This is a genomic window from Falsiroseomonas sp. (assembly GCF_051860665.1).
Lineage (GTDB): Bacteria > Pseudomonadota > Alphaproteobacteria > Acetobacterales > Acetobacteraceae > Falsiroseomonas.
This window is the reverse complement of record NZ_JBHYDM010000002.1, coordinates 202378-218148: the sequence shown is the minus strand read 5'-3', so window position 1 is coordinate 218148 and position 15771 is coordinate 202378. Positions and strand designations below refer to the sequence as shown.

The window sequence follows — 15771 nt, the reverse complement described above, 5'->3', positions numbered from 1 at the left end:
CCGCCAAGATGGCGTGGCGACGCCTACCCGGCCAGATGCTCGACCAGGATGGAGGTGCCGAGCGCGATCAGCGCAAGACCCGCCAGCGCCTCCGCCCCCCGTCCGAAGCGGCTGCCGAGCAGCCGCCCGGCCATCATCCCGCCGGTGGCCATGACGAAGGTGGCCAGGCCGATGGCCGGCGCCACCACCCAGATATCCACCTCCAGCACCGCGAGCGAAACGCCGACGGCCATGGCATCGATGCTGGTGCCGAGCGCCACCGCCACCAGCATCCAGGCGGAGCGCGCGGGCGGCGGCGCATCCGGCGCGCGGCGCAGCGCGGCGTAGAGGCAGTGCAGCCCGACCAGGCCGAGCAGGGTGAAGGCCACCCAGTGGTCCACCGCGGCGATCTGCCCGGCCGCCAGGATGCCGGCGCACCAGCCCAGCACCGGGGTTGCCGTCTCCACCGCGCCGAAGACCGCCCCCGCCTTCAAGGCATCGCCCATCCGCACGCGCGGCACCGCGGCGCCGCGGCTGAGCGCGGCGGCGAAGGCATCCACGGACATGCCGAGGGCGAGAACGGTGATGGCGACGGGTGACATGGCAAGGGTCCGGCTGCGTCGCGCCGCCTTTAGGCCCGCAGCCGTTGTCAGTCAAATTTATCATTTAAAAACAGATACTTGTAGTCAGCACCCAAAGATGTTCCGCAGGCTACACAAGCGGGAGGGGGAAACGACTCGCGGCCGGCGCACGCCCTTGCCAGCCGGGCCGGCGCACCGCATACAGGGCGCGTCATCGGGGGGAGCCCATAGGGGGCTGAGAGGCGGGGCAGTCCCCGCGACCCCACGAACCTGATCCGGGTCATGCCGGCGAAGGGAACGGTGTCGTGCTCGGCCTTGATTCACCCGGATTCCGCATTGCCCTGCCGCATGGCCTCTCCCTGGGGGGGCAGCCGGTGCTGGGCGCGCTCGACCTGGCGGTGCCGGGCGGGCGGACCACCGCGCTGCTCGGGCCTTCGGGGTCCGGCAAATCGACGCTGCTGCGGCTGGTGGCGGGGCTGCTGCCGGTGCCGGAGGGTGGCCTGGTGCAGGCGGAGGACCAGGCGCCGCTGGCCGGCCGGGTCGCCTATATGGCGCAGCAGGACCTGCTGGCGCCCTGGCGCGACGTGCTCGGCAATGTCACCCTCGGTGCCCATCTGCGCGGGCAGGCGCCAGACCAGGCGCGGGCAAGGGCCATGCTGGCCGAGGTTGGCCTGGCCCCTGCCGATGCGGTCAAGCGCCCGGCGCAGCTTTCGGGCGGCATGCGCCAGCGCGTGGCCCTGGCCCGCACGCTGATGGAAGACCGGCCCCTGGTGCTGATGGATGAGCCCTTCAGCGCCGTGGATGCGCCGACGCGCCACCGCATGCAGTCGCTCTCCGCCCGCCTGCTCGCCGGCCGCACCGTGCTGCTGGTGACGCATGACCCGCTGGAGGCGCTGCGCCTCGCCGACCGCATCTTTGTCCTCTCGGGCAGCCCGGCGGTGCCGGTGGCGGTGGAGGTGCCGGAAGGCGCGCCCCCTCGCCCGGCCGGCGATCCCGCGCTGCTCGCGGCCCAGGCCGCGCTGCTCGAACGCCTGGCGGAGGCGGTGGCATGATCCGCGGAGTCCTGGCCGCCCTCGGCCTGGTGCTGCTCTGGCAGGGTTTCGTCTGGCTGACCGAGGTGCCGCCCTTCCTGCTGCCGGCGCCGAGCCGCGTGGCCTTCGCCCTGGCCGATCGCTGGGAGAGCATTCTCGACCATGCGCTGATCACCGCCTCCGAGATCCTGCTCGGCCTGGCGCTGGGCGCGCTGCTCGGCATCGGCACGGCGCTGGTGCTTGTGGCCTGGCGGGAGGGGCGGCGCTGGCTGCTGCCGCTGCTGCTGATCAGCCAGGCCATCCCGGTCTTCGCCATCGCGCCGCTGCTGACGCTCTGGCTCGGCTTCGGCATCGCCAGCAAGGTGGCGATGGCGACCCTCATCATCTTCTTCCCCGTCGCCACCGCCTTCTATGACGGGCTGCGGCGGACGGAGCCCGGCCTGCTCGACCTCGCCGCCACCATGGGCGCCGGGCGTCTGGCCACGCTGTGGCGGGTGCGGGTGCCGGCGGCGCTGCCGTCGCTGGCCTCGGGCCTGCGCGTCGCGGCCGCGGTCGCGCCGATCGGGGCCGTGGTCGGCGAATGGGTCGGGGCCTCGGCCGGCCTCGGCTACCTCATGCTGCATGCCAATGGGCGCAGCCAGACGGATGTGATGTTCGCGGCGCTGCTGGTGCTGATGCTGATGGCGCTGGCCCTGTGGTTCGCCACGGACTGGCTGCTGCGCCGCGCCATTCCCTGGCAGCCGGATTCCCTTCTCACCGAAAAGGTCACGACATGAAGCGGCTTGTTCTCGCACTCGCTCTGCTGCTGGCGCCGCTATTGGCACCCCGGGCCGCCCTGGCGCAGCCGGCGCCCGCGCAGCTGACCGTGCTGCTCGACTGGTTCATCAATCCGGACCATGCGCCCATCATCCTCGCCCAGGAACGCGGCGATTTCGCCCGCGCGGGCCTCGATGTGCGGATCGTCGCCCCGGCCGACCCGAACGACCCGCCGCGGCTGATCGGCGCGCGGCGCGGCGATATCGGCGTCTACTACCAGAAGAACCTGCACCTTGCGGTGGACCAGGGCCTGCCCCTGATGCGCATCGGCACGCTGGTGGCGACGCCGCTCTCCACCCTGACCGTGCTGCGGGACGGGCCGGTGCGCAGCCTCGCGGATCTGCGCGGCAAGCGCGTCGGCTATTCCGTCGCGGGCTTCGAGGAGGTGACGATGGGCGCGATGCTGGAGACGGTGGGCCTGCGGCTTTCCGACATCCGGCTGGTGAACGTGAATTTCGGCCTGTCCTCCGCCCTGATGTCGGGCCAGGTGGATGCCATCCTCGGCGGCTTCCGCAATTTCGAGCTGCATCAGCTCGACCTGGAGAACCGCCCCGGCCGCGCCTTCTTCCCCGAGCAATACGGCATGCCGGCCTATGACGAGCTGATCTACATCACCCATCGCGACCGCGCCCAGGACCCGCTGCTGCGCCGCTTCATCGATGCGACGGAAGCCGCGACCCACTTCCTGGTGAACAACCCGGAGGAATCCTGGCGCCTGTTCATCGCCGGCCCGCGCCGCGAATTGGACAATGAGCTGAACCGCCGCGCCTTCGCCAGCACGTCGAACCGCTTCTCGCTGAGCCCCGGCGCGCTGGACCGCAACCGCTATGAGCGCTTTGCGCGCTTCCTGGTGGAGCGCCGGATGATCCGCAGCGTGCCGCCGATCGAGAGCTATGCGGTGGAGCTGCCGCCCGCTACGCAGGGGCGATGAGCCCCGAACCGCGCTTCCTGGTCGATGCCGATGCCTGCCCCGTCCGCGACGAGGTTCTGCGGGTCGCGGGCCGGCTCGGCTTCGAGACCATCTTCATCTCCAATGGCTCCCGCCCGATCCGGCCGCCGGGCGGGCGCACGCGGATCGTCATCGTCACCGATGGCGCGGACAAGGCGGATGACTGGATCGCCGAAGCCGCGACGCCCACCGATATCTGCCTGACCGCGGATATCCCGCTGGCCGCCCGCTGCCTGGCCAAGGGCGCCTTTGCGCTGAACTTCAAGGGCCATCCCTGGACCGAGAACAATATCGGCAGTGCGCTGGCCGGCCGCGCCATGTCGCAGCACCTGCGCGAATTGGGCATGGGCGGCGGCCCACCGCCGATGGCGGGCGCCGACAAGTCGCGCTTCCTGAACGCGCTGGATGCCATGGCGCAGGCGGCAATAAGGCGCGCGAAAGGCTGAGCCCGGCGGCTTGATTCGAGGTCGCGAAGGGTGCGGAATGTTTGGTATCCAAGAAGGACACCAACCATGCCTCGCCTTTCCCGTCGCAGCCTCGGCGGCCTGGCTGCCGCCGCGCTTCTGCCCGGCGCCGCCCATGCCCAGGCCGCCTGGCCCAGCCGCCCCCTGCGCTGGATCGTGCCCTATGCGCCCGGCGGCGGCTCCGATTTCCTGGCGCGCACGCTGGCGGCCGCCATTTCGGGCCCGCTCGGCCAGCCCGTGCAGGTGGACAACCGGCCCGGCGGCGCCACCATCCCGGCCAGCGAGGCCGCGGCGCGCGCGGCGCCCGATGGCTATACGCTGCTCTCGGCCGACCTCACCGCGCTGGTCATCACGCCCGCCATGTCGGCGCGCCTGCCCTACCACCCGATCCGCGACTTCAAGCCGGTGGCCCCCATCGCGCGCTTTCCCTTCGTGCTGGTGGTGCATCCGGACGTGCCGGTGCGCACGGGGCCGGAGCTGGTGGCCTATGCGCGGGCCAATCCGGGCCGGCTGAACTTCGGCTCGCCCGGCGTCGGCACGCCGACCCACCTGGCGACGGAGCGCTTCGCCCGCACCGCGCAGGTGCAGATCACCCATGTGCCCTATCGCGGCGGCGCGCCGGCGGTGCAGGACATGGTGGCGGGGCAGGTGCAGGCGATGTTCATCGACTATGCTTCCGGCGCGCCCCACATCGCCGCCGGCCGGGTTCGCGCCATCGCCATCCCGGCGCCGCAGCGCCTGACCCTGCTGCCGGAGGTGCCGACGCTGGCGGAGCAGGGCCTTTCGGGCGCCGATATCTATTCCTGGCAGGGCGTCGCCGTGCCTGCCGGCACGCCGGATGCCATCGTGGCGCGGCTGCAGGCGGAGCTGGTGAAGGCGCTGGAGACGGAGGCGGTCGCGGCGCGGCTGCGCTCCATCAGCCTGGAGCCCTATCCCGGCACCGGCGCCGACCTCGCCGCCTTGATCGCCAGCGAGACGGCGATCTGGGCGCCGCTGATCCGGGAGCTGGGGCTCACGCTGGACAGCTGATCGCCCCGCCGGCCCCGCCGCTGCCAACGGAGGGGCCGGGACCAGCCCGGCCGACTTACCGCCGTTAAGCGCCCATTATCGCGCGTATGCGATACTGTACCGGAATGGTTGCGGGATCAGCCTCGATGTCGGCACGCCTCAGCCGCTTCTCCGTTCGTGTCCAGGCTGGCCTGATCGCCGCGCTCGGCGTCCTGGCCATCATCGGCAGCGGCGCCGTGCTGGCCGTCATGAACATGCAGCAGCAGCGCCTGGAACGGGAGCTGTCGGACCTCGGCACGACGCTCCACACCGCCGACAGCCCGGCCTTCGCGCTCGCGACCATGCGCAACCAGGGCAATATCTTCATCGCCGAGCGCAGCCAGGCCGCGCTCGACCAGCGCGCCGCCGCCCTGCAGCGGGCCGATGCGGACTTGGCCGAGCTCCAGCGGACGGCGGCGCGGGCGGAGGTGCAGGCCATCTCGGCGGAGATGGTGGCCTATCAGCGCGGCTTCACCGAGCTGGCGCAGCACCTGCGCCGCATCGGGTTGAACGAGAATGACGGCCTGCAGGGCAGCCTGCGCCGGGCGGTCCGCAGCGCGGAGGCACGCCTGGCGACGCTCGGCCAGCAGGGGCATGACCCGCTGACCGTCTCCCGCCTCGAAACGCTGATGCTGCAGGCGCGCCGGCATGAGAAGGACCTCATGCTGCGCAGCGAAGCCCGCTATGCCGAGAGCCTGGCCGGCACGCTCCGCGCCTTCACGGCGCTGCTGGCGCAGGCCGAGCTGCCGGAGGAGGTCCGGCGCGGCATCCTGGCGGAGATGAACGCCTACCAGGCGGCCTTCGGCAGCTTCGCCGAGGGCTGGCTGGCGCTGCCGGGGGCGGTGAGCGAGCTTCGCGCGGCGGGCATGGCGCTCTCGACCCGCCTGGAGCGGCTGACCAAGGCGCTGAACGACCAGTATGGCCTCCAGCAAGCGGCCATGGCCGCCGCCCGGGACCGTCTGCTGTGGGGCAGCCTCGCCGCCATCGGGCTGGTCGGCATCGCCCTGGCCGCGCTGGGCCTGGCGATCGGGAACGGGCTGGCGCGCCGGATCGTGGCGCTGGCCGGAACCATGCGCACCCTGGCGGCCGGCGACCGGACGGTGGCCGTCGCGGGCCGCGATGCGCGCGACGAGGTCGGCGCCATGGCGCGGGCCGTCGTGGTGCTGCAGGACGGGCTGATCGCGGCGGATCGGCTGGCCGAGGCGAGCCGCGCGGAGGAGGCTGCAAAAGCGCGCCGCGCCGCCCGCATCGAGGCCCTGCTGGGCGAATTCGAGGCAAAGGCCGCGGACAGCGTACGCGTCGTGGCCTCGGCTGCCACGGAACTGGACGCGACCGCCCAGGTGTTGCAGGGCAATGCCGAAGGTGGCTCCGAGCGCGCCGCCTCGCTTGCCGCGGCCGCCGAGCAGGCCAGCGGCAATGTCGGGACCGTCGCCGCCTCCGCCGAGGAAATGTCGGCCTCGATCGCGGAGGTGGCACGCCAGGTCAATGAGAGCGCGCGCGTGGCGCGTCAGGCCGCGGAGACGGCGCAATCCTCGGACGGCGCCGTGACCGCCCTGGCCGAGGCGGCGTCGCGCATCGGCGGCGTGGTGCGGCTGATCGGCGACATCGCGGGCCAGACCAACCTCCTGGCCCTCAACGCCACCATCGAGGCGGCCCGGGCCGGCGAGGCGGGCAAGGGCTTCGCCGTGGTGGCGAGCGAGGTGAAGGTGCTGGCGGGCCAGACGGCCAAGGCCACCGAGGAGATCAGCGCCCAGATTTCCGCCATGCAGGCGGAGACCGGCCGGGCGGTGGAGGCGATCCGCGGCATCGGCCGGACCATCGAGGGCATGGACAACCTGACGCGGCAGGTCGCCGCGGCCGCCGAGGAGCAGGCGGCCGCCGTGCAGGAGATCGGGCGGGCCGTGACGGAAGCCGCCGCCGGAACGCAGGAGGTCAGCCGCCATGCCTCCGGCGTGACCCTGGGCGCGCAGCAGACCGCGCCGCCGCGGTGCAGCTGCGGACGGCCTCGGGCGAGCTGTCCGAGCGCGCCGAGGGGCTGCGGCAGCAGGTGGATATCTTCCTCGCGGGGATCCGCGCCGCCTGAGGCGGTCGGGGCCGCCGGCGACGCGCCTCAGCCGATCCGCCCCGCCGCCCCGGTCGCCACCCATGCGAGTTCGCCGGCACAGAAGGTGGCGATGGGCGCGCGCCGGGCCGGGTCCACCAGCACCAGGTCGCCGCGCAGGCCGGGGGCGATGCGGCCGCGGTCCGTGAGCCCCGCGGCCTCCGCCGGATTGGCCGAGACCAGCGCCCAGGCGGCCCGAAAATCCAGCACGCCGCGGTCGGCCAGGACGAAGGCGGCCTCCAGCATCGCGGGCCAGTAGTAGTCCGAGGCCAGGATGGTCACGAGGCCCTGCTCGGCCATGGGCGCGGCGCTGCCCCAGCCCATATGGCTGCCGCCGCGCACCACATTCGGCGCGCCCATCACCACATGCTCGCCGGCGTCCCGCGCCGCCTTGGCCACGGCCTCGGACATCGGGAATTCGCAGACGCGCGCGCCCAGCGCCCGGAACGCGGCGCGGGCCTCGGGCGTCGCGTCGTCATGGCTCAGCATCGGGATGCCGGCGGCCTGCGCCGCCGCGGACAGCCGGGCCTGGGCGGCGGGCACTTCCGGCCGGCGGGCCATGGCGGCCTCGGCCATTCGAGCAAACTCGGCCACCGGCACGCCGCCGCGCTGGGCATAGGCGGCGGCCTTGGCCGGGTCCGGCAGGCGTTTCGCGATGCCCGGCGTGTGGTCGTTGAAGGCGAGCAGCGCGACGCGGCCGGCCTGCATGTCGCCCAGCAGTTCCTCCACCGCATCGAGGTTGTCGGCCTCGTAGCGGCAATGGATGCGGATATCGCAGCCACCCTGGCCGCGCAGACCCTCCACCGCGGCCAGCGTGGCGCGCCAGGCGGCGATGCCGCGCAGGCCGGGCTCCCAGGAGAGGGTCACGCCCAGGCAGGCGGTGGTGATGCCGGCGGCCAGCAACTGCGCGGCGGAATCGCGCATGCCGAGCCCGTGCGGGAAGCCGATGCCCGGCCGCGGCTGCATCTGCCGCTCATGCGCATCGCCATGGATATCCACCAGCCCGGGCAGCACATGGAGCCCGCCGGCGTCGAAGCGCCGGGCGCCCGGGGCGGAACTGGTCGCAAAAACGCCCTCCGCCATCGCAACGGAGGCCGGGCGCAGCGCGCCCTCCAGCAGCGCGTCGCCGCGCTCGATCAGCCAAATCTGAGAAGCGGGGGCCAAGATCAGGACTCCACGACAAGCTGGGCACGGCCGGCGGCGTAGCGGCCGAATGTGACATCCACCACCTCCCCCGCCGGGTCGGTATTGATCGCCTCCGTCACCAGCACGGGGCGGTTGCGGGATTGTTGCAGCAGCTCTGCCTCCTCCGGCGTCGGCAGGCGGGCGGTGATGCGGGTGACGCGGCGGCGGTAGTCCGGCACGCCGCAGGCCGCCATGGCCGCCGTGATCGAGGGATCGGCGCGCAACAATTCGGGCAGGCGGCCGAAGCGGGCGGCGGGGAAATGGTGCGTGCCGAGCACCAGCGGACGCCCATCGGCGAGCGCCAGCCGCTCCACCAGCACAACCGGGCGGCCGCGGCGGATGCCGAGCAGCTCGGCGAGGCCCGTCTCCGCCGCCACCTCCGCCACCCGCAGGATGCGCCCGCCGGGTTCGCGATTCTGCCGGCGGATGATCTCCGAGAAGCGGGTGCGCGGGCCCAGGCTGTAGTCGACCACATCCTCCGCCACGAAGCTGCCGCGGCCCTGTTCGATGCGGACCAGGCCGCGTCCCTCCAGCTCCTCCATCGCGCGGCGCACGGTGTGGCGGTTGACCTTGTATTCGGCGGCCAGCTCCGCCTCGGTCGGCAGGCGGGCGCCGGGGGCGTGCAGGCCGCTGGCGATGTCCCGTTCCAGCCGCTGGGCGATCTGCCGCCACAGGGCGATGCCCTGGCCGCGGGCGAGCAGGCCGCCGGCGGGCAGGGCATTCGAGGCTTTCGGATCGTCCGTCATGGAAAGTTCAAACCCCTGCCCGCCTTGCTGTGCCAGTTTCGCTTGACGATATCGGGGCGGATGACTAGTTGTCTAGACAAATCGAGCGCCCCATGAACGAGACCCAGCCAGACCCCTCCCCCGATCCTTCCGCACGCCGCCGCTGGATGTCCATCCTGGCGCGCGCCGGCGCCGCCGAGATCGCGGCGCGGCTGGCGCCTCTGCCGGCCCTGCCCGAGCACAGGCGCCTGCGCGGGCCGGAGACCGGGCTGGTGATGGTGCGCGGCCGCGCCGGCGGCGATGGCGCGCCCTTCAACCTGGGCGAGATGACCGTGACGCGCTGCGCCGTGCGCCTGGACGATGGCACGGTGGGGCACGGCTATGTCGCCGGCCGCGATGCCCGCCAGGCGGAGCTGGCCGCGCTGGTCGATGCGCTGATGCAGGATCCTGGGCGAGCGCCCGGATTGGAAGCCGCGGTGATCGCGCCGCTGGAGGCCGCCCAGGCCGAGCGGCGCGCAGCCCAGGCGCGAAAGGCCGCGGCGACCCGCGTGGAGTTCTTCACCATGACCCAGATGCGATGAGCCATACCTCCCCGCGCGCCTCCGGCACCTCCCCGCGCGCCTCCGGCACGACCTACCCCGGCTTCGCCGACCCCGTGCTGGACGCCCAGGCCGCCTTCCGCGCCGTGCTGCAGGCGATGAGTCGCCCCGGCCAGGTGCAGCGCCTGCCGCAGCTTCCCGAATTGCCGCCCGGCCTTTCCCCCGCCGCCGCGGCGGTGCTGCTGACCCTGGTGGATGCCGAGACGCGGCTCTGCCTTGATGCGGGCCCCGAGGCGGAAGCCTGGGTGCGGTTTCACTGCGGTGCGCCGCTGGTCGCCGCTGGCGCGGCGCAGTTCGTTCTGGACGCCGGCGCCGCGCTGCTGGCGCTGGACCCGGGGACGGAGGAGGAGCCCGAGCGGGGCGCCACCCTGATCCTGGACGTGGCTTCGCTGACCGAAGGTCGCGGCTGGCGGCTGACCGGGCCGGGCATCCGCGACGAACACCGGCTGCAGGTCGCGGGCGCGCCAGCCGGCTTCCTGGCCGACTGGGCGGCGAACCGGGCGCGGACGCCCTGCGGCGTGGATGTGATCCTCTGCGCCGGCGATTGCATCGCGGCCCTGCCGCGCAGCGTCGCGATCGAGGAAGGCTGAGCCATGTATGTCGCGACCAAGGGCGGCGAGCGGGCGATCGGCGCGGCCCATGCCTGGCTGGACGAGACCCGCCGCGGCGACCCTTCCCTGCCGGAGGTCACCGCGGACCAGGTGCAGGCGCAGCTGGGCCTCGCCGTGGACCGGGTGATGGCGGAGGGATCCTGCCACGACCGGGGCCTCGCCGCGCTGGCGGTGAAGCAGTCCCGCGGCGATCTCATCGAGGCCGCCTTCCTGCTGCGCGCCTATCGCACCACCCTGCCCCGCTTCGGCGCCAGCGCGCCGCTGGATACCAACACCATGGCCATCCAGCGCCGCATCAGCGCCACCTACAAGGACCTGCCGGGCGGCCAGGTGCTGGGGCCGACCTTCGACTACACCCACCGTCTTCTGGATTTTCGTCTGGCTGCCGCAGGCGACTTGCCGAGCGGGCCGCCCGAGGCAGAGCCGAACAACGAGCCGACGCCGCGGGTCACCGAAATGCTGGCCCGCGAGGGGCTGATGCAGCGCGAGGCGGCTTCCGAAGACGAGCCGGGCGACCTGACGCGCGAACCGCTCTCCTTCCCCGCCGACCGGCCCCTGCGTCTGCAGGCGCTGGCGCGCGGCGACGAGGGGTTTCTTCTGTCCCTCGGCTACTCCACCCAGCGCGGCTATGGCGGCAACCATCCCTTCGTGGGCGAGATCCGCATGGGCGAGGTGGCGGTCGGCTTCACGCCGCCGGAGCTCGGCTTCGAGATCGACCTCGGCAATATCACCGTCACCGAGTGCCAGATGGTGAACCAGTTCAAGGGCAGCCGGACGGAGCCGCCGCAATTCACCCGCGGCTATGGCCTGGTCTTCGGCCATGGCGAGCGCAAGGCGATGTCCATGGCGCTCGTCGACCGGTCGCTGCGCGCGGCGGAACTCGGCGAGGCGGCGGAGGCGCCCGCGCAGCAGCAGGAATTCGTGCTGTCGCATTGCGACAATGTGGAGGCGACCGGCTTCGTCGAGCATCTGAAGCTGCCGCACTATGTCGATTTCCAGTCGGAACTGGAGAATGTCCGGACGATGCGCGCCTCCGTGGAGTCCGCGAAATGAGCGGCTACAACTTCGCCTATCTGGACGAGAGCACGAAGCGGATGATCCGCCGCGCCATCCTGAAGGCCGTCGCCATCCCTGGCCACCAGGTGCCCTTCGGGTCGCGTGAGATGCCGTTGCCCTATGGCTGGGGCACGGGGGGAATCCAGGTGACGGCCGCGGTGCTCGGCCCCGCCGATGTGCTGAAGGTGATCGACCAGGGCAGCGACGACACCACCAATGCGGTGTCCATCCGCGCCTTCTTCCGCCGCACCGCCGGCGTGGCGACGACCGAAAGCACGGAAGCCGCCACCATCATCCAGACCCGCCACCGCATCCCCGAACGCAGGCTGCGCGAGGACCAGATCCTGGTCTACCAGGTGCCGATCCCCGAGCCGCTGGGACGGCTTGAGCCACGCATCGCGGAGACGCGGCGGATGCATGCCATGGCCGATTACGGGCTGATGCATGTGAAGCTCTACGAGGACATCGCCCGCCACGGCCATATCGCCACCAGTTATTCCTATCCGGTGATGGTGAATTCTCGTTACTTGATGTCGCCCTCCCCGATCCCCGCCTTCGACAATCCGAAGATGGACCAGATGCCGGCCTTGCAGCTGTTCGGCGCGGGGCGGGAAAAGCGCATCTACGCCGTGCCGCCCTATACGTCGGTCAAAAGCCTGGACTTCGACGACCACCCCTTCCGGCCGATCCGCGCGCCGCATGCCTGCGAGCTGTGTGGGTCGCGCGACACCTATCTGGATGAGGTGCTGACGGATGACGTGGGCGGGCGGATCTTTGTCTGTTCGGACACGGATTTCTGCAGCGAGCGGCAGGCGGTGAAGGAAGCGGCGGAATGAGCAAGCCCCTCCTCACCGCCCGCGACCTCACCCTCCGCTTCGGCCGCATCGCCGCCCTCGACGGCGTGGACATCGACATCCACCCCGGCGAGGTGGTCGCCATCGTCGGGGAATCCGGCAGCGGCAAGACCACCCTCCTCCGGGTTCTCTCCGGCCTGATGCGCCCCGATGCCGGCGAGGTTTCCTATCTCGGCCAGGACGTGCTCGGCATGACCGAGGCCGCGCGCCGCCGCCTGATGCGCAGCGAATGGGGTTTTGTGCATCAGAACCCACGCGACGGCCTCCGCATGGCGGTCTCGGCCGGCGGCAATATCGGCGAGCGGCTGATGGCCACCGGCGCCCGCCACTACGGCCATATCCGCGACCAGGCTGCCCATTGGCTGACCCGCGTGGAAATCGACCCAGCCCGCATGGATGAGGTCCCGGCAAAATTTTCCGGCGGCATGCAGCAGCGTTTGCAGATCGCCCGCACCCTGGTGACACTGCCAAAACTGGTCTTCATGGACGAGCCGACCGGCGGCCTTGATGTCTCCGTGCAGGCCCGCCTGCTGGACCTGATCCGCGCCCTGGTCGCCGATCTCGGCCTCGCCGTGCTGATCGTCACGCATGATATCGCCGCCGCCCGCCTGCTGGCGCATCGCATGCTGGTGATGCGGCATGGCGTGGTGGTGGAGAGCGGGCTGACGGACCGGGTGCTGGACGACCCGCAGCACCCCTATACGCAACTTTTGGTTTCCTCGGTGCTGGCGGCATGAGCATCTCCCTGGCCACCGAAGGCCTCTCCAAGGTTTTTCGGCTGTTCCTGCAGGGCGATGTCCGCATCCCCGTGCTGGATGGCGTGGATTTCAGCGTGGCGCCGGGCGAATGCGTGGCGCTGACCGGGCCCTCGGGCGCCGGCAAATCCACGCTGATGCGCTGCCTCTACGGCAATTACGGCGCCGGCGCGGGCCGCATCCTGATCCGCCATCGCGGCGCGCTGGTCGACCTCGCGGCCGCCGACCCGCTGCTGGTGCGGGAAATCCGGCGGGAGACGCTGGGCTATGTCTCGCAGTTCCTGCGGGTCATCCCCCGCGTCGGCGCCCGCGATATCGTGGCGGAGCCGCTGCGCGCCCGCGGCGTGCCGGCCGAGGCGGCGCTGGCGCGCGCCACCGAACTCCTCACCCGCCTGAACCTGCCGCCCCGGCTGCACAACCTGCCGCCCTCCACCTTCTCCGGCGGCGAGCAGCAGCGTATCAACCTGGCGCGCGGCTTTGCCGCGGACTACCCCGTGCTGCTGCTCGACGAGCCGACCGCCAGCCTCGACCCGGTGAACCGCCAGGTTGTCGTGGCCCTGATGGCGGAGGCCAAGGCCCGCGGCGCGGCGCTGATCGGGATCTTCCACGACACCGAAATCCGCGAGCAGGTGGCCGATCGCCTGTTCGAAGTTCTGCCAATCCAGGATGCCGCATGACAGCCGAACTGATCCTCACCAATGCCCAGCTCGTCCTTCGGGACCAGGTGGTGTTCGGCACGCTGGTGATCCGCGGCGACCGCATCGCCGAGATCCAGCCCGGCCGCAGCCAGGCCGCCGGCGCCATCGACCTGGATGGGGACCACCTGATCCCCGGCATCGTCGATGTGCATACCGACAATCTGGAACGCCAGGTGCAGCCGCGCGCCACCGCGCGCTGGCCATCACGCTCCGCCATGCTGGCGCATGACAGCCAGACGGCCGCCGCCGGCGTCACCACGGTGCTGGATGCGCTCTGCCTCGGCGACCTCGGCTTCGACGTCGGCCGCACCCAGACTTTTGTCGAGGGCGTGCAGGACCTGGATGCGCTGGCCGGCACGGGCCTGCTGAAATCCGACCATTTCCTGCACCTGCGCTGCGAAATCCCGGCCGCGGATATGCGCGAACTCGTGGAGATGGCGGCCGACCATCCGCTCGTCCGCATGGTCAGCTTCATGGATCACTCGCCGGGGGTCGGGCAGTACCGGGACGTGGAACGCTATCGCCAGATGCGTATCCGCAACGGCAAGACCGCGGCGGAGGTGGACAAGCGCATCACGGAACTGCTGGAACAGCGCGAGCGGCTGCTGGAGCCGAACCGGCGCTGGCTGCTGGACCGCGTCGCCTATCGCAACCTGCCACTCGCCAGCCATGACGATGACAGCCCCGAGGGCATCGCCCGCAACGCCGCCGATGGCATCCGGATCAGCGAATTCCCGGTGACGCTGGAGGCGGCGCAGGCGGCGAAGAAGCTCGGCGTGCAGGTGATCGCCGGCGCGCCCAATATCGTCCGCGGCGGTAGCCATTCGGGCAATGTCGCCGTCTCCGACCTGATGCATGACCAGGCGGTGGATGTGCTGGCCAGCGACTATGTGCCGCCCGCGATGGTCGAGGCCGCCTGGCTGGCCGCCGGCCAGGGGCACACGACGCTGCCGGCGGCGATCGCGATGATCACGGATACCGCCGCGCGGATGGCCGGCTTCACGGATCGTGGGCGGCTGGAGGCCGGGCTGCGCGCCGACCTGGTGCAGATCCGGCCGCATGAGGGGCATGCCGTTGTGCGCAAGGTGTGGCGCGCCGGGGAGCGGATCGCTTGATGCGCGTCGGCATCTATTGGGCGCCGCGGCTGGAGGATCCGCTGCACAAGCTTGGCTCCACCTGGCTCGGCCGGGACACCGAGACCGGCGCCACCATCCCCCAACCCTCCCTGCCCGGCCTCGACATCGCGGAAATCACCAGGGACGCCCGCGGCTACGGCCTGCACGCCACGCTGAAGCCGCCCTTCCGCCTCGCCACCAGCTATGCGGCGTTGCGCGAGGATGCGATGGCGCTGGCCCTGCGCACCCGCCCCTTCGCCCTGCCGCCGCTGCAGCTCGCGGAACATCACGGCTTCCTGGCGCTGCTGGAGACGAAGCGTTCCGACGACCTCCAGGCGCTCTGCGATGCTTGCGTCGCCGGCCTTGACGCGCATCGCGCCCCGCCCACGCCCGAGGAAATCGCCCGCCGCAAACCCGAACGCATGACCGAGGCGCAGCGCACAAACCTGCACCGCTGGGGCTACCACTATGTTTTTTCCGAGTGGTGGTTCCACGTCACGCTCTCGCGCCGGCTGAATGCCGAGGAGATGGCGGTGGTGCGCCCGGCGCTCGCCGCGCATCTCGGCGATGTGCCGGCGCAGCCGCGCCGCGTGACGGAGCTGTGCCTGTTCACCCAGGCGGGGCCGGGTGCGCCCTTCCTGCTGGCCGAGCGTCTGCCGCTGCTCGGCTGAGCGCGGCGAGGACGCGCGCGACGCCCTCCTCCACGCTGCCGTCGTTCAGCACGGTCTCCACCTCCAGCCCCGGCGGCAGCGCCGCCTCCCGCGCCAGGCGGGCGGCGATGTCGGCCTCGGTCTCGCGGCCACGCGCGGCGAGCCGTGCGGCCAGGACCGCGGGCGGGGCGGTGATGTTCAGGATGCGCAGCGGGAAGCGTGAAGCGGCCTCGGCCAGCACGGTGCGCGACAGGTTCGCCACCACCACCCGGCCCTCTGCCAGCCGCGCCTCGATGTCGCGCGGTATGCCGTAGAGCAGGCCATGCGCCGGCCACCACAGCAGGAAGCCGCCCTCCGCCTGCCTCCGGCGGAAATCCGCCTCGCTCAGCGGGTCATGATCCTCCCCGCCCGCTTCGGCCGGGCGGGTGATGCTGCGGCGCGCGAAGACGAAACGGGCATCCCCGGCCAGCCGCGCCCGCGCCGCCGCCATCAGCGTATCCTTGCCCGCCCCGGAGGGCCCCACCACAGGCACCAGCATCGTTCTTGCGCACCGCA

At 71.9% G+C, this 15771-nt stretch carries 17 protein-coding genes, 1 pseudogene and 1 riboswitch; of the genes and pseudogenes, 14 read left to right on the top strand and 4 right to left on the bottom strand.

Annotation, left to right across the window (positions count from 1 at the left end; all coding sequences use genetic code 11):
• Positions 1-23: 23 nt before the first annotated feature.
• Entirely contained in the window at positions 24-581 is a 558-nt protein-coding gene (locus ACTIF1_RS02810; RefSeq protein ID WP_439594849.1) for a manganese efflux pump MntP, read from the bottom strand.
• A 186-nt stretch (positions 582-767) separates the two neighbouring features.
• A riboswitch (TPP riboswitch) is annotated at positions 768-875 on the top strand.
• Here ACTIF1_RS02810 and ACTIF1_RS02805 point away from each other — a divergent pair.
• The 6 genes and pseudogenes from ACTIF1_RS02805 to ACTIF1_RS02780 form a co-directional block, all read left to right on the top strand.
• Positions 866-1612 carry an ABC transporter ATP-binding protein gene (locus ACTIF1_RS02805; RefSeq protein ID WP_439594848.1) on the top strand — a complete coding sequence of 249 codons (747 nt, stop codon included), beginning with the start codon at positions 866-868 and terminating at the stop codon, positions 1610-1612. Its footprint overlaps the riboswitch before it by 10 nt.
• Complete coding sequence (locus ACTIF1_RS02800; protein ID WP_439594847.1) at positions 1609-2367, top strand: ABC transporter permease; 759 nt, start codon at positions 1609-1611, stop codon at positions 2365-2367. Before ACTIF1_RS02805 ends, ACTIF1_RS02800 begins: the two co-directional genes overlap by 4 nt.
• Positions 2364-3338: an ABC transporter substrate-binding protein gene (locus tag ACTIF1_RS02795; RefSeq protein WP_439594846.1), complete on the top strand. Its 975-nt coding sequence runs from the start codon at positions 2364-2366 to the stop codon at positions 3336-3338. The genes ACTIF1_RS02800 and ACTIF1_RS02795 overlap by 4 nt, the downstream gene beginning before the upstream one ends.
• On the top strand, positions 3335-3802 hold the full coding sequence (locus ACTIF1_RS02790) for a YaiI/YqxD family protein (protein WP_439594845.1): 468 nt from the start codon (positions 3335-3337) through the stop codon (positions 3800-3802). Before ACTIF1_RS02795 ends, ACTIF1_RS02790 begins: the two co-directional genes overlap by 4 nt.
• A gap of 66 nt (positions 3803-3868) precedes the next feature.
• A complete protein-coding gene (locus ACTIF1_RS02785) occupies positions 3869-4849 on the top strand; it encodes a Bug family tripartite tricarboxylate transporter substrate binding protein (RefSeq protein WP_439594844.1) in 981 nt (326 codons plus the stop codon).
• 86 nt (positions 4850-4935) lie between these two features.
• Positions 4936-6819 (top strand): annotated as a pseudogene (locus ACTIF1_RS02780) (methyl-accepting chemotaxis protein); the annotation flags it as partial.
• A 158-nt stretch (positions 6820-6977) separates the two neighbouring features.
• Here ACTIF1_RS02780 and ACTIF1_RS02775 read toward each other — a convergent pair.
• Both ACTIF1_RS02775 and phnF read right to left on the bottom strand, forming a co-directional pair.
• Positions 6978-8132, bottom strand: coding sequence for an alpha-D-ribose 1-methylphosphonate 5-triphosphate diphosphatase (locus ACTIF1_RS02775; protein ID WP_439594843.1), 1155 nt, complete (start codon positions 8130-8132; stop codon positions 6978-6980).
• Positions 8133-8134: 2 nt separating this feature from the next.
• The gene (gene phnF, locus ACTIF1_RS02770) at positions 8135-8899 is read right to left on the bottom strand and encodes a phosphonate metabolism transcriptional regulator PhnF (protein ID WP_439594842.1); all 765 of its coding nucleotides are present in this window, start codon (positions 8897-8899) and stop codon (positions 8135-8137) included.
• A 92-nt stretch (positions 8900-8991) separates the two neighbouring features.
• Between phnF and phnG the strand changes: the two genes are divergently transcribed.
• The 8 genes from phnG to ACTIF1_RS02730 are packed head-to-tail and all read left to right on the top strand — an operon-like array spanning position 8992 to position 15237.
• Positions 8992-9459 (top strand): phosphonate C-P lyase system protein PhnG, encoded by a 468-nt coding sequence (gene phnG / locus ACTIF1_RS02765; protein WP_439594841.1) that lies wholly within the window; start codon positions 8992-8994, stop codon positions 9457-9459.
• The gene (phnH, locus tag ACTIF1_RS02760; RefSeq protein ID WP_439594840.1) at positions 9456-10067 is read left to right on the top strand and encodes a phosphonate C-P lyase system protein PhnH; all 612 of its coding nucleotides are present in this window, start codon (positions 9456-9458) and stop codon (positions 10065-10067) included. The genes phnG and phnH overlap by 4 nt, the downstream gene beginning before the upstream one ends.
• 3 nt (positions 10068-10070) lie before the next feature.
• The gene (locus tag ACTIF1_RS02755) at positions 10071-11141 is read left to right on the top strand and encodes a carbon-phosphorus lyase complex subunit PhnI (protein WP_439594839.1); all 1071 of its coding nucleotides are present in this window, start codon (positions 10071-10073) and stop codon (positions 11139-11141) included.
• Positions 11138-11980 carry an alpha-D-ribose 1-methylphosphonate 5-phosphate C-P-lyase PhnJ gene (locus ACTIF1_RS02750; RefSeq protein ID WP_439594838.1) on the top strand — a complete coding sequence of 281 codons (843 nt, stop codon included), beginning with the start codon at positions 11138-11140 and terminating at the stop codon, positions 11978-11980. Before ACTIF1_RS02755 ends, ACTIF1_RS02750 begins: the two co-directional genes overlap by 4 nt.
• Positions 11977-12735: a phosphonate C-P lyase system protein PhnK gene (gene phnK, locus ACTIF1_RS02745; RefSeq protein ID WP_439594837.1), complete on the top strand. Its 759-nt coding sequence runs from the start codon at positions 11977-11979 to the stop codon at positions 12733-12735. Before ACTIF1_RS02750 ends, phnK begins: the two co-directional genes overlap by 4 nt.
• Positions 12732-13430 carry a phosphonate C-P lyase system protein PhnL gene (gene phnL, locus ACTIF1_RS02740; protein WP_439594836.1) on the top strand — a complete coding sequence of 233 codons (699 nt, stop codon included), beginning with the start codon at positions 12732-12734 and terminating at the stop codon, positions 13428-13430. Before phnK ends, phnL begins: the two co-directional genes overlap by 4 nt.
• The gene (locus ACTIF1_RS02735) at positions 13427-14566 is read left to right on the top strand and encodes an alpha-D-ribose 1-methylphosphonate 5-triphosphate diphosphatase (protein ID WP_439594835.1); all 1140 of its coding nucleotides are present in this window, start codon (positions 13427-13429) and stop codon (positions 14564-14566) included. The genes phnL and ACTIF1_RS02735 overlap by 4 nt, the downstream gene beginning before the upstream one ends.
• On the top strand, positions 14566-15237 hold the full coding sequence (locus tag ACTIF1_RS02730; protein WP_439594834.1) for a DUF1045 domain-containing protein: 672 nt from the start codon (positions 14566-14568) through the stop codon (positions 15235-15237). The genes ACTIF1_RS02735 and ACTIF1_RS02730 overlap by 1 nt, the downstream gene beginning before the upstream one ends.
• Here ACTIF1_RS02730 and phnN read toward each other — a convergent pair.
• A complete protein-coding gene (gene phnN / locus ACTIF1_RS02725; protein WP_439594833.1) occupies positions 15176-15754 on the bottom strand; it encodes a phosphonate metabolism protein/1,5-bisphosphokinase (PRPP-forming) PhnN in 579 nt (192 codons plus the stop codon). The two genes, ACTIF1_RS02730 and phnN, sit on opposite strands and share 62 nt — an antisense overlap.
• Positions 15755-15771: the final 17 nt, after the last annotated feature.